Raw genomic sequence first — 13,079 nt, 5'->3', positions numbered from 1 at the left:
CTGTCATGCAGAAATCAGAAGTCAGTAATGAAAGCCCAAAGCATGAGCGAGCTCCCTCCCTGCCCAAAATGTGGGTCAATCTACACATATGAAGACGGCGCATTGCTTATCTGTCCCGAGTGCGCGCATGAATGGTCTACAGCTGAAACAGCAGAAGAAGAAACCGCCAAAGTATACAAAGACGCCAATGGCACAATTCTTCAAGATGGCGATGCAGTTACAGTGATTAAGGATCTAAAAGTCAAAGGCTCATCGCTTGTGGTAAAGGTTGGCACCAAAGTAAAATCAATCCGCCTCATCGACGGCGACCACGACATTGATTGCCGCATAGATGGCATCGGCCCGATGCAACTCAAAACTCAGTTTGTGAAGAAGATATAGGATAATCTGCAATGTCTAAACTTTGGAAAATTTATCTATCAGGTGAAATTCACACAGACTGGAGAGACGAAATTGCCAAAGGCGTAGAAGACCGCTGCCTTCATGTCGCTCTGACTGGCCCTGTCACCGATCATCCAGCGTCTGACGATTGCGGTGTCGCTATTCTCGGAAAAGAAGAGAACAAATTCTGGCATGATCGCAAAGGCGCACAGATTAATGCGATCCGTACGCAAACTCTCATCAAAGACGCTGATATTGTCGTTGTTCGTTTTGGTGACAAATATAAGCAATGGAATGCGGCATTTGACGCTGGCTATGCAGTAGCTCTTGGCAAACCTATCATCGTCAACCATGGTCCAGACATGATCCACCCTTTAAAAGAAATCGATGCTGCTGCCCTTGCCGTCGCCGAAACGCCTGCCCAAATCGTCGATATTCTGGACTATGTCATCAATGGAAACTTGAAGGGATATACAAGTTAGTGCTTTGATCGCACTTTCTTCCAGAACATTTTGCTACTAAATGGAAATAGTTCTGATCAAACTAGGCTATCTATGAAACGATATCTTTTAACATTGATTTGCGTGACATTCTTCAATCAGTATTGGGTAATTCCAAACGCTCGTGCAGATACATGCTCTGAAACAGTATTTAGTCCAGAAACAGACATTCTCTATACAAAAGCGGAAAGAATGTATCTGGATAGAAATCTAATTTCTGCATTGGAAGCTCTTAAACAAATCAAAACGACCGATCTGAATTGTTACGAACGCAGAATGGTATCAAGATTGGAGGCCGCTATAGATTGTTCGCAAATAACCTTAGAAGAAAAGTCATCATGCAATAATTCTATAGAAATCTCACACGGAATAGGTGGCGAACAGTATATACCTACAAAACCAAATTATCCGATAGATAAATCCCTTTTGATTTCAATCGTCAAAGAAGTAAAACAAAACGCTACATGTATATTAGAATTCAATACAGACGAATATGGAAGCCCTTTTCATATTCAAGCTATATGTGATGAACCTTTATATGAACATAGCGCTATAGCGGCATTCTCTGCCGCCAAATTTTTCCCCGCCATTCATAAAGGGGAAATCGATCTTACATTTAAAAGAAAGTTCAAAATCGAAGTTCGCACAGAAGACTACATCAAGTAAAAAGCCGCCCCATTGCTAAGGCGGCTTTTGTTTTGGTGCGTTAAACGCTGCTTACTTCAAACCAGCACAAAAACGTTGGATGCGTTTTCCTGCTTCTGTTAGAGCTTCTGTTGATGTTGCATACGAGATGCGGAAGGCTGGAGAAAGACCAAATGCTTCACCGTGAACCACAGCAACCATTTCTTCTTCTAACAATGCGCCCGCAAAATCTTGATCTGACTGGATGAGCTTTCCGCCTGCTGATGTTTTGCCCATTGCAGCTTCACAGCTTGGGTAAACATAAAACGCCCCTTCTGGTGTTGGGCATTTTAAGATGCCGGAACAATCATTTAATAAGTTCACCATCAAATCACGACGCTGCACGAACACTGCATTGCGCTCGGCGATGAAATCTTGCGGCCCATTAAGGGCTTCAACTGATGCATATTGCGACACAGAACATGGGTTTGATGTTGTCTGTGTCATCACATTGCGCATGCCTTTGATCAACTCTTCAGGTCCTGCAGCATATCCAATACGCCACCCTGTCATCGCATATGATTTGGACACACCATTCATTGTTAGTGTGCGATCATAAAGCTCAGGGCAAACTTGCGCGATTGTGTAGAATTTGAAGTCACCATACACAAGGTGCTCATACATGTCGTCAGTCAAAATCCAAACATGCGGATGACGCTTTAACACCTCACCAAGCGCAGCTAACTCATCTTTTGTATAAGCTGCACCTGATGGGTTAGATGGCGAGTTAAGCACCAACCAACGTGTTTTAGGTGTAATAGCTGCTTCTAGCGCTTCCGGCTTTAGCTTGTAATTGTCTGATGCTTTAGCTTCAGCAAATACTGGTGTCGCGCCACACAAAATTGCCATGTCAGGGTAAGACACCCAATACGGCGTTGGAATGACCACCTCATCACCAGGGTTCAGCGTCGCCACAAAAGCATTATAAATGATCGGTTTTCCACCTGGAGAAACATTCACCTGAGCTGGCGTATACTCCAATTCATTGTCGCGTTTAAATTTGGCACAAATAGCTTCTTTAAGTTCAGGAATCCCGTCTACAGCCGTGTATTTGGTCTTACCTTCACTAATGGCTTTAATCGCCGCCTCTTTAATATTATCCGGCGTATCAAAATCAGGTTCACCAGCACCCAGACCAATAACATCATGACCCGCAGCTTTAAGTTCGCGTGCCTTAGACGTAACTGCGATTGTTGCAGATGGTTTTACGGCTTTAAGGGCGTCAGATATTAGTGAAGATGTCATGAGAAGTGATCCTTTCGCGGCTCACGAGCTGAATGTAGTGAAATAATCTCCATAAAGGGTCAGGAAATTAAGGTTACTCCATTCCACAACATGCCCCCTATGAAAAGACGCATTAGTGTCACATTCAGGATTTTTTTGCGCACTTTCCGCCTCTAACAACCATTCTTGGAACAATTTGCCATACAGAACACATTGTTCCAAGAAAATTGGGTTAGCGATCAAGGAAAAGGATCAGACAATTTTTCATCAGTATAAATACTGGAACCCGAAAGGGTCTGAAGGAATGCAACAAGCTGATTTTTCTCTGTTTCTGTTAGGTTCAAGCGCTGCGTATTGTTACCATTATTACGTGTTAAACGATTATCAATCGCAGCCAAAACCTGGGACCTTTCCGGCTCGTCTGCCGGCAGCGGGATAGCATCATAATGATCAACAACATCCCGAAGCGTTGCCAATGAACCATCATGCATGAACGGCCCGTTTGAGCCTCCCGAGGAATTGACAATATCGCGTAATGTTGGCGCGCGAGTGCTGTCAAAATCGAATTCACCGGGAGAATTTGCAACCGCTACAATCCCATTACTATCTGAGTTTGGAGCTATATCAAATTCGGGTGCGCGATGGCAGGCATTACACCCCGCCCCATCATTATTAGGAGCATTTGTGAACAGTGTTTTTCCTGCATTCTCATCTGCTGTAAAATTAGGAAAATCAGCGTTATTATTGTTCACCTGCGCGCGCCCTTCATCATACTTAGAATCAAAGGATTGTATGCTTTTTACAAACTGGGCTATCGCATCTTGAATGCGTTCTTCAGTCACTTGGTCATCGTGATAAACAAATCGGAACAATTCATCATAATATTCTAATGCTTCTATTTTTGTGAGTACTTCAGTAAAATTAGGTTGACCATTTATGCCGCTGAACCCCATCTCCACTTCATCATGAATAGGTTGGGATTCTTGTGCCTCGTGGCTCTCAGCACGTTCATCCCAGAAGAATTGTCGTTCATCAGCGAACTGCGTATTGATAAGTCTCATTGAATGACGACCAGTCAAACCACCGTCCAAACCTGTGCTAGTCACGCCAGCATCACCAAATGCAAGTGCCTGTTCATGACAGCTGGCACAAGAAACCGAGTCATTGCTGGAAAGCGCTACATCATAAAAGAGAACACGGCCTAGAGTAGCTCCGGCATCAGTTATCGGATTGCCGCCATCATCTAGTTTTCCAATATAATTGGGAACATTCTGGCCTGCATAATTTTCCAAATTTTCAAGATCTATAGCCCCATTGAAAGCGGTCTGAATTGCCGATTGTTTGATACTCACATCAATATCAAAACTGTCGCTAACAGAGCCTCCATTTCCATCACTGGCAGTTACATTGACCTCTATAGATCCAGATTGATTGGGTGTTCCTGAAACACTATTGCCGGCAAACGACAAACCACTATTTGCGGGCGTAAAAGTCGCAGAATAACTCAAACTATCGCCATCACTATCGGAAAAACTTGCTCCTGCTTGAGTTACATCGAAAGAAAAATCATATCCTAAAAAGGCTGATTGATCAGGGATAACTGTGCCTACAACAGGTGCATTATTCGAAGGCGTCGGAGTGGGTGTGGTAACCTCTGGTGAACTTCCTCCTCCACCAGAACAGGCCCAACCTCCCAATGACACTAACACCAATAATAATTTATTTCTCAAAACGTACTCCGTTCCCCCGAGAAAACTACACATCCCTTTGTTGATCACGCCCCAGAATTAACCGTGACCATAGGTATAACGGCCGGACCGAAACAATCCGTCGAAAAAAATTGTTTTTTGTGAAAAATATGGGAATTAGCCCAGCATTTCGTCTGCTTCGCTATTGCTTTCGTGATCAGGAATATCACGACGTCGTTCCTTACCAGTCCAACGCCCACCTTCCTTGCGTCTTCGGTCTGGCCCATAATAAAAGGCGGTTTTCACAAACTGACGACGATTGTTCACAACGGCGGCAAGTTTCTTCCAAGCTTGATCTGCAGACACTGGTTTTGCCAGGATCTCATCAACACCAGAATCAACAAGCAATTTCAAAGTAGAACGACGTGTATCAGCAGTACACGCAATAACTGGAACATGCTGAGATGGACTATCAGGTGCGCGGCGAAGCATCCCAACAAACTCTGCCCCAGTCAGGCCATCCAAGTGTTGGTCTACAATAATAGCATCAATATCTTTATCACCAACTTGCTTGAACGCATCTTCTGCGTTGTCAGCTTCGTGAACTGTACGAATACCAAAAGCCAGCAGAATACCACGCCACAACAAACGCATGTTGCGGTGATCATCCAATACTAGAATAGAAATATTAGCTAGTTTGCTCGACAAAACGTATTCTCAATTATTACCCGATAATGGAACTTTATTTACTAATTAAAATAGCAACTGATTAATATTAACAAAAAATGTCTTTATTTGCGAATATTGATGCCTTCATTCAAAATATCCATGGATTCGAGCGGATCGCAACCCTTTGAAGCGCAGGCACCGTTTGTTTGAACGAATAACTAATCGATCAGACAATCATCGGGCATAAATACACGGCGCTCTTTTTCACCCATAAAGGGTGAAGCTCTTCGGCGACGATCTGGACCGGCATAACGCCCCGCTTTCACAAAAGCTCTGCGGCGGTTCACCAACATACACATCTTTTGCCAGGCTTGTTCAGCTGAAACAGGTTTGGCCAATATTTCATCCGCACCAGAATTAATCCATTTTTTCAAGATGGTTGGTCGCGAATCTCCCGAGCACGCGATAACTGAAACATGGGGCGCAGGGCTATCAGCTCCCCTCCGCAGCATACCCACAAACTCTGCACCGGTAAGCCCATCGAGGTGATAATCCACGACAATGATATCAACTGTTGTGGATCTCAGAACTTCTAAAGCTTCATATGCATCTTGAGCTTCGAAAACGGAACGTACTCCAAATCCCATAAGAATCGCACGCCAAAGGCTTCGCATATTCTTATGATCATCGAGTATCAGGACTTTGATGTTTCCCAATCTATTCACAGCGTTTCCTTCAATTCTATAACTCAGAGGATTGAAACCGAACTGCCAGTAAAACATACCTTAGTTAGAACCTGATTGGTTTGGTCTTTTCAATCATGACGAATTCAGGAGTATGCTGTTAACTATAATTGTGAGTGATTGAAGTTTCTCTCTTACAATATGATGACTGATTGGCGTATACTGCTCCTATGACAGACTTCCCACCTGAAAAGCCTATTCATACACCAGCACCCCAAGATGCGCCCCCAAAAACCGGTGTTAAAATAGATGCTCCGACAATCGAACCATCTAAGAGCAACATATCTGGTGTGGATGTCATAAAAGAACATTTGAAACACCTGCCAACAAAGTCAGGCGTGTATCGCATGTTTGGTGCGGACGGAGACCTTCTTTACGTTGGAAAGGCACGTAACCTCAAAAACCGTGTTTCCAACTACGCCAAACTAGGTGGCCACACACAACGCATCGCACGAATGATTTCCCTGACTCGCAGCATGGAGTTTGTCGTTACGGAGAGTGAGACTGAGGCATTACTGCTAGAAGCAAATCTCATCAAGAAACTGAAGCCACGTTTCAACATCCTTTTGCGTGATGACAAAAGCTTCCCTTACATTCTTATTCGCCGCGATCATGAATCTCCACAAATCGTCAAACATCGAGGCGCAAAGAAGATCAAAGGGGATTATTTTGGTCCCTTTGCTTCTGGGGGAGCAGTCAATGAGACGTTGGATATTCTTCAGAAAGCATTTCTGCTACGCAATTGCTCTGACTCCATTTATGAGGGACGGTCACGCGCGTGTATGCAACATCAAATAAAACGATGTTCCGCTCCGTGTGTTGGATTAATCAGCCATGACGATTACGCCGACCTGACCAAACAAGCCGCGCAATTTCTTCAAGGTAAGGCCAACACTTTACAAGAAGCCATGGCAGAAGAAATGGAACAGGCTTCCAATGATTTGGAATTTGAAAAAGCCGCGATTTTGCGTGACCGCCTAAAAGCTTTGGCAACCGTTCGCACTTCCCAGTCGATCAGTCCCACAAATCTAGAAGAAGCAGATGTCTTCGCGATTGAAACCAAAGGCGGACAAAGCTGTGTTCAAACCTTCTTTTTCCGCGCAGGACAAAATTGGGGTGCTACAGCTTATTATCCTCGCCATGATTTGGATGATGCACCAGATGAAATTCTGTCTGCGTTTTTGGTTCAATTCTACGATAGCCGCCCTGTTCCCAAACTTATTCTGACTTCAGAAAAGCTAGAACAATCTAAATTCATCGCAGAAGCACTGGAACTGAGGACTGACCACAAAGTTCACATACATGCCCCCTCTCGCGGTGAAAAGCTTGGTATAATCAAACAAGCGCACACCAATGCCCGAGAAGCTTTGGCACGCAAATTAGCCGAGACACAAAGCCAAAGCAAAATCTTTGGACTTGTTCAGAAAGTTTTTGAACTTAAAGAAACTCCCAAACGCATTGAAGTTTACGACAATTCTCACATTCAGGGTTCCAATGCGGTTGGCGGAATGATCGTCGCCAATGAAGAAGGCTTTGATAAGTCCAGCTATCGCAAATTCAACATTAAAGACAAAGAATTAGAACCTGGCGATGACTATGGAATGATGCGCGAAGTCATGCGTCGTCGATTTGCCCGCCTCAAAAAAGAATCTGAAGGACGTGAAACCAAACCTGAAACTTGGCCAGATTTGGTATTGATCGATGGTGGATTAGGGCAATTATCTGCTGTTATTGAGGCCGTCAGTGATGTCGGCTTTGGCCCAAATGATTTAAATCTTATCGCAATCGCAAAAGGGCCAGATCGCAATGCTGGTCGCGAACAATTCTTCAGACCCAATCGCGCACCTTTTCAATTGCCACTAAATGATCCTGCACTCTATTATCTCCAACGCTTGCGGGACGAAGCTCACCGGTGGGCTATTGGAGCGCACCGCGCAAAACGTTCCGCTGATATAGTCAAAAACCCATTAGATGAAATTGAAGGCATTGGGCCAACACGTAAAAAAGCTCTTTTACACCATTTTGGCAGCGCAAAAGGTGTATCCAATGCTAAACTCAAAGACTTAGAGGCCGTTGAAGGCATTTCAGCAGCCACCGCACAGAAAATATTCGACTATTTCCAAAACTAGGACACGCAATGTCATCAGTAGTCACAATTAGAAGCGCCACCTCCCAAGACCAAGATCGCATTTGGGAAATATTGGAACCTGTGCTCAGCACGGGAGAAACATACGCACTTCCTTCAAACTGGAACAAAGAAGAGGCACTTGCATTTTGGTGCGATGAGAACAAAGAAACATTCGTGGCGGAATGTGATGAAACCATACTCGGCACCTATTTCATGAAGCCAAACGGTATGGGCGGCCTCTCCCATATTGCAAATTGTGGTTACATAACAGGATACAAAGCGCGTGGCCGCGGCGTGGCAAGCCAGATGTGTGAGCACTCACAGTCAAAAGCCCTAGAACTTGGTTACACAGCAATGCAATATAATTGTGTGGTCTCTACCAACACTGGCGCTGTCCGCCTCTGGCAGAGATGGGGATTTGACATTGTAGGCACCCTCCCCAAAGCGTTCAACCACGCCACCCAAGGCATGGTTGATGCGTACATCATGTATAAAAAATTATCTTAAAACAGTCGTATAAGCTATTTTCATATTCGAACGATGTGGAACAAACTGATTCAGTTTACTAATTTCAATCGTGCTTCAGTAACAGCGTGATTAATATCGCTTTCTGCGTCCGCCAGTCGTAAAATGTCATCATAGAAAGCTATAGCTTCATCTATTTTATCGCTTTCAGCCGCAGCCTTTGCCGCACCATACAAACTATTCAACCTATTTGGAGAACGGTCCAACGATATTTTATACGCTGACAAAGCTTCATCATATTGATTTGCATCGATCAACATATCTCCATACAATTCCATCGCAGGAAGCACTTCGCCCGGAGTAATGGGATGTTTTTCAGTCGTTTGAGCTAACTCAGCTGCGGCTTGCATTCTACTCAAACCTTCTTCGACATCACCTGAGGCATACAATTGCCACGCTTTAGCTGATTGAACTTGTACCTCTATCTGTTCCGCCCAATAGGCATTTCTTTTTGCGACATTCTCTTTCAATGTCTTTAAAGAAGAGATTTCACTATCAACATTTTCATGTTGACCAGACCTAGCCAACCCAATTGCTCGCGCAAAGTGCGAAATCGCAACATAAGGGTCATATGCCTCAGTCCATGGAAAAGATTCTGGAACTCGCGGCTCGATCTTTGATGCAGCCTCCCAATCTCTTCTTTCCAAAGCAAACCGCGCCGGAATTGCCGAAAAAGCATAGGCCGAAGCATGTTGATTACCCGAATACGGCGGTTTTAGAGCTTGCGACTTCTCTAAAATATTCACCACAGCATCATTATTCGCCTTCTGAAGATAAGCGTAAGCCAAATAGTCCAAAGCGTGTGTGTAATGTCCGTTGATAGATCCTGTCGCAGTGCAAATGCTCAATGCAGATTGAGCAGAGAGATCATTCCATTCAATAGCCTTTTCCCATAAGCCCAATCTCGTATAGATATGCGTCATCATATGCGTAGCGTGAGGAATTTTCGGAGTTATTTCACCATAGTGATCAGCGACAGGTAAAGCTTCTTCAGCCAATTCGGGATAATCATATGCGTGGATTAGGTAGTGCATTGCGCCGGGATGATCAGGATTTGTTTCCAAAAACAATTCTAATTCTTCGCCAACCGCTCTTTGTTTCGCAAGTGACCTGTCTTTTGGGTCCGCCACCGCTAATGAAGCCAATGAATAAAACATTCTAGCTTCCGAATCTTCAGGCGCACTATTAGCCAGCTTTTCCCACGCTGCATGAAAGCTAGCTAAACGCTCTTTTTCAGTGCGGTTCTCTGCATTTTCGAAATACGCAGCGGTCGTTTGAAGATATGCTGTTTCTCTTTCCGACTTGTTTTCTAGCATCATTCCTTTTGCGACCAACTCATTGCCTCGCTGAAGAAGTTCGTCAGAAGGCGTGGTTGGCCAAAGCGGGTTAATTATACTCATGGCCTGCCCCCAATACGCCAACGCACAATCGGGATCAGCATTGTCAGCCATGCCAAAGACAAAATTAGCCTCTTCATACATCATGTGATGTATCAAAGCGACACCGCGCTCTACTAGCTTTTGCCCCTCGGAATTACAGCCGGTTTTAAAATCAACTTTACCGACAGGTGTATTCACCAAATCAAAAAACTCTGAAGTCGGAACAGATGTTTCCTCTTCTCGTTGATTATTTTCACAACCGAGTAGACAGAGCCCTCCGGACAATACCAAAAGCAAATTTTTCACGCTGTCTCTCCCAAACCACTCTGTCACAACCACACCATGACACATAAGGGAAGATTAGCAACTAAGCTTAATTCTGAACGAATGGCTCTCTGATTCTTCCTGTTCAAATCCGAAAGCTTGAAACCAAAATCAAAGCGTCTTTATGCCTTACACGCCATATCAGCTACAATTGCCCTCTACACTTTTGGGGAGATCAGGACTACAAAGCTTTTTAATTTACAAATTGCTCGGGGATGGGCCAATGCTAAAACTGATTCCAAACGCGCTAACACTTGCGCGATTTTTACTTGCACCTGTCATCGCATGGCTGATGTGGAAAGGCTTTTCCATTCCTCACTTTGCTCAATTTGGACCTAATGCACTTTCCAACACTCCAGAGATGATTGCAGAGGCACAAGCGTTAGGCACGAAATATCAGATTTGGGCAGCCGGTCTATTTGTATTTGCTGCATTTACAGATTTGTTTGATGGAATAGCTGCACGTGCTTTAGATGCGCATTCTAAATTTGGCCGTATTCTGGACCCTATAGCTGACAAAGCCTTGGTTGCCCTACCTCTTCTTACATTTGTAGGAATGACACGATATGCTCAAGGTGAATTTGAATATCTTATATTGATACCAACCCTTGTTATAGTTGGCCGCGATGTGTTCATTACAATTCTGCGTCTCTTGGCTCCTGATGGTGAAGGCGCACCTGTTTCAGTCCTTGCAAAGTACAAAACAGCCTTAGAGCTCATTGCTGTAGCAATGCCAATATTTATGGCACTTCCGTGGATTGGTGCTTCTACTCTATTACATTGGAGTTGGATTGTTATCCTATGTTTAGCAGCACTGCTATCTGCTATCACTGGACTAGGTTACTTAACCGCCAAATCCGCTTCTCAACCAGACTAATTCCCCCTCACAAACCAAGACCGCCCATTCTGGGGGTAGCAGAACGAGCGGTTGGGGAGGTTTAGAGTATTAAGCAAATAAATTGTGCTTGGCCTCGGATTGCACCCACACTGAGGGGTGAGGGTGAGAAGACTGCAGATGCAATCCTAAACCACGCGATACTCAAGCATGACGCAGAGAGGGGGCACTCCGTCACACATTTGCAAGCGAAGCAGAAATTGCAGGATTTCTGTTTGGCTCGGATGGATATAAACACCTCAAGATTGAGCAAAGGTTAACAAAAATAGGTTTTTTATAAATATTTACCCTATTCCTTCGCAAATCTCTCGCATTATTCCAATTGCAGAATCCTCTCTTATTGATCATTTTGTATAGATAACAGCAGCAAAACGCAGCTTAATGCCGCAAGACACAATTTTGTGAAATTATTTTTCTAATAAAATCAATGAGTTTCAGTTTTATTCAGTAAACCCACTTTTCATAAGCAATTGCTTGGTTAAAGATTACCCAACTTGCCTTTATGGTTAAGTATAACAATAAGACATATAAAAGGTAAAACCTATGTCACTTGGGAGCGAAACGCCCGAATATAAAAATCGTCAGTTAAAGGCGGAAAGCAACAATGTTGCTGGCTTTTTCGATCCCCACACAGGGATCTATCAAGATAATTCTTCAAATGTCATTCAGTTTAGAGCACGGCATAGCAAAACATCTCACAACCCAGATATTCAGATAGATAAGTGGCCTGCTTACAAATCTCTTGGCTTTGCCATTGCTGCCTCTCTCACCCTTTGGAGCGGCATCATATTTCTCGCTAAATCGCTATTTTAAGAATAGCGCGCACCAACCATCCATCGAATGTAAATTTTGAAAGCTAAATGCTCAATACAGATGTTATTGAGCAAAATGGCAGCGCTATTTTCACGATTATTTTAACTGAGTTGAGTTGGTGGTCAGAGAGAGACTTGAACTCTCGACCTCAGGATTATGAGTCCTGCGCTCTAACCAGCTGAGCTACCTGACCAACTTCTCAAAATACAAACAATATAAGCTTATTGTTTGCGGAAACGGCGCTTATAGTCTGACTAAGCTAACTAGACAAGACATGATTTAAAGGAAAATCAGCCTTTTTTATTTTTATCGTTAACTCAGTCAAACTTACCGCTTTTAACAAAGACAAATCTCTATTTTTAATAGAATTAGGCTGTCTCACCGCGCATGTCTTTTATGAAAGCATCAGCTTCAGCAATTGAGCGCTCCATGTCAGCAATCAATGCGGACACATCTGTCTCAATTTGTTCTGCTTCACCTTCCAAGGCAGCGATCGCACGAGAGTTTAGATTGTGTTTTAAATATAAAACACGGTCTTTAAACACCGCCAACACAGGATCCATAGAAGAAGATGCTTTTTGCATGCGACGCTCTAACTCTTCATAGCGTTGCTCAGTTTCGCGTAATTGGCGTTCACTGGTTGCACGCAAAGAAGCGGAAGAATATTGATCTAACTCTTTACGCCATTCTTTAAACAAATCACGTGCAACGATCTGAACATCTTTTACTCGTGTTCTAACGCGATCCGCTTCTTTTTCTGCACTTTCATATGACGCATTCAAACGATCATAAGTTGCTTCAAGTTCACCGCCGTCAATGTCAACAACTGCACGGAATGCATCCAAAGCAGAAACAAACTCTTCTTTAGCTTCTTCTTGTGACGCTGCCGCTTTCACAACGCGCTCTACCAATAAGTCGCGTTTTTCCATTCCTGTCAGCGTTTCAATGGTATCATAATAGGCTGACGCACAACCACCGATTACGCTTGTTGCAAGAATTGTTACAGACAATAATCCCGCTCGGATTGCTGAATTGCTTTTCATGGCTTTTTCCTCAGCTTTTTATGGTTAACAAATAATCTCTTCTAAGAGATATAGATGTTCGTCAAAAAGCCAATTCATTTTTC

General features: G+C 43.7%; 13 protein-coding genes and 1 tRNA gene. 7 read left to right on the top strand and 7 right to left on the bottom strand.

The genetic code is table 11. The features are described 5' to 3' along the window. Positions 1–42: 42 nt before the first annotated feature. The 3 genes from F551_RS0102240 (at position 43) to F551_RS0102230 (ending at position 1,547) form a co-directional block, all read left to right on the top strand. Complete coding sequence (locus F551_RS0102240) at positions 43–381, top strand: zinc ribbon domain-containing protein YjdM (protein ID WP_026296604.1); 339 nt, start codon at positions 43–45, stop codon at positions 379–381. Between the two features lie 11 nt (positions 382–392). Next, the gene (locus tag F551_RS0102235; RefSeq protein WP_018995849.1) at positions 393–863 is read left to right on the top strand and encodes a YtoQ family protein; all 471 of its coding nucleotides are present in this window, start codon (positions 393–395) and stop codon (positions 861–863) included. A gap of 72 nt (positions 864–935) precedes the next feature. Beyond that, the gene (locus F551_RS0102230) at positions 936–1,547 is read left to right on the top strand and encodes a hypothetical protein (RefSeq protein ID WP_018995848.1); all 612 of its coding nucleotides are present in this window, start codon (positions 936–938) and stop codon (positions 1,545–1,547) included. A 51-nt stretch (positions 1,548–1,598) separates the two neighbouring features. On the opposite strand, the gene F551_RS0102225 is transcribed toward F551_RS0102230, so the two are convergent. From F551_RS0102225 to F551_RS0102210, 4 genes are all read right to left on the bottom strand, one after another. Then, on the bottom strand, positions 1,599–2,810 hold the full coding sequence (locus F551_RS0102225) for a pyridoxal phosphate-dependent aminotransferase (RefSeq protein WP_018995847.1): 1,212 nt from the start codon (positions 2,808–2,810) through the stop codon (positions 1,599–1,601). Positions 2,811–3,028: 218 nt separating this feature from the next. Next, positions 3,029–4,519, bottom strand: a complete 1,491-nt coding sequence (locus tag F551_RS0102220) for a cytochrome c peroxidase (protein ID WP_169334116.1) — start codon at positions 4,517–4,519, stop codon at positions 3,029–3,031. 135 nt (positions 4,520–4,654) lie between these two features. Further along, complete coding sequence (locus F551_RS0102215) at positions 4,655–5,185, bottom strand: response regulator (RefSeq protein ID WP_018995845.1); 531 nt, start codon at positions 5,183–5,185, stop codon at positions 4,655–4,657. 179 nt (positions 5,186–5,364) lie between these two features. Continuing rightward, on the bottom strand, positions 5,365–5,871 hold the full coding sequence (locus F551_RS0102210) for a response regulator (RefSeq protein ID WP_033404508.1): 507 nt from the start codon (positions 5,869–5,871) through the stop codon (positions 5,365–5,367). Positions 5,872–6,059: 188 nt separating this feature from the next. On the opposite strand from F551_RS0102210, the gene uvrC reads away from it, so the two are divergent. After that, entirely contained in the window at positions 6,060–8,018 is a 1,959-nt protein-coding gene (gene uvrC / locus F551_RS0102205; RefSeq protein WP_018995843.1) for an excinuclease ABC subunit UvrC, read from the top strand. Between the two features lie 8 nt (positions 8,019–8,026). Next, positions 8,027–8,524: a GNAT family N-acetyltransferase gene (locus tag F551_RS0102200; RefSeq protein WP_018995842.1), complete on the top strand. Its 498-nt coding sequence runs from the start codon at positions 8,027–8,029 to the stop codon at positions 8,522–8,524. Between the two features lie 50 nt (positions 8,525–8,574). On the opposite strand, the gene F551_RS16090 is transcribed toward F551_RS0102200, so the two are convergent. After that, on the bottom strand, positions 8,575–10,227 hold the full coding sequence (locus F551_RS16090) for a tetratricopeptide repeat protein (RefSeq protein ID WP_155825725.1): 1,653 nt from the start codon (positions 10,225–10,227) through the stop codon (positions 8,575–8,577). Positions 10,228–10,468: 241 nt separating this feature from the next. Here F551_RS16090 and F551_RS0102190 point away from each other — a divergent pair, with 241 nt between their 5' ends. Together F551_RS0102190 and F551_RS0102185 are read left to right on the top strand one after the other, a co-directional pair. Then, entirely contained in the window at positions 10,469–11,122 is a 654-nt protein-coding gene (locus F551_RS0102190) for a CDP-alcohol phosphatidyltransferase family protein (RefSeq protein WP_033404502.1), read from the top strand. 561 nt (positions 11,123–11,683) lie between these two features. Next, the gene (locus tag F551_RS0102185) at positions 11,684–11,953 is read left to right on the top strand and encodes a hypothetical protein (RefSeq protein ID WP_018995839.1); all 270 of its coding nucleotides are present in this window, start codon (positions 11,684–11,686) and stop codon (positions 11,951–11,953) included. A 116-nt stretch (positions 11,954–12,069) separates the two neighbouring features. On the opposite strand, the gene F551_RS0102180 is transcribed toward F551_RS0102185, so the two are convergent. Both F551_RS0102180 and F551_RS0102175 read right to left on the bottom strand, forming a co-directional pair. Then, positions 12,070–12,146: transfer RNA gene (locus tag F551_RS0102180), tRNA-Met, on the bottom strand. A gap of 175 nt (positions 12,147–12,321) precedes the next feature. Then, positions 12,322–12,996 carry a DUF2959 domain-containing protein gene (locus F551_RS0102175; RefSeq protein ID WP_018995838.1) on the bottom strand — a complete coding sequence of 225 codons (675 nt, stop codon included), beginning with the start codon at positions 12,994–12,996 and terminating at the stop codon, positions 12,322–12,324. Positions 12,997–13,079: the final 83 nt, after the last annotated feature.

It is taken from the genome of Hirschia maritima DSM 19733, assembly GCF_000378345.1.
GTDB lineage: Bacteria > Pseudomonadota > Alphaproteobacteria > Caulobacterales > Hyphomonadaceae > Hirschia > Hirschia maritima.
This window is presented reverse-complemented; position numbering and strand designations above follow the sequence as displayed.

Coding starts and splice junctions, on each gene's coding strand:
- F551_RS0102240 (WP_026296604.1), top strand. CDS start 43: ATGAGCGAGCTCCCTCCCTGCCCAAAATGTGGGTCAATCTACACATAT.
- F551_RS0102235 (WP_018995849.1), top strand. CDS start 393: ATGTCTAAACTTTGGAAAATTTATCTATCAGGTGAAATTCACACAGAC.
- F551_RS0102230 (WP_018995848.1), top strand. CDS start 936: ATGAAACGATATCTTTTAACATTGATTTGCGTGACATTCTTCAATCAG.
- F551_RS0102225 (WP_018995847.1), bottom strand. CDS start 2,810: ATGACATCTTCACTAATATCTGACGCCCTTAAAGCCGTAAAACCATCT.
- uvrC (WP_018995843.1), top strand. CDS start 6,060: ATGACAGACTTCCCACCTGAAAAGCCTATTCATACACCAGCACCCCAA.
- F551_RS0102200 (WP_018995842.1), top strand. CDS start 8,027: ATGTCATCAGTAGTCACAATTAGAAGCGCCACCTCCCAAGACCAAGAT.
- F551_RS0102190 (WP_033404502.1), top strand. CDS start 10,469: ATGCTAAAACTGATTCCAAACGCGCTAACACTTGCGCGATTTTTACTT.
- F551_RS0102185 (WP_018995839.1), top strand. CDS start 11,684: ATGTCACTTGGGAGCGAAACGCCCGAATATAAAAATCGTCAGTTAAAG.
- F551_RS0102175 (WP_018995838.1), bottom strand. CDS start 12,996: ATGAAAAGCAATTCAGCAATCCGAGCGGGATTATTGTCTGTAACAATT.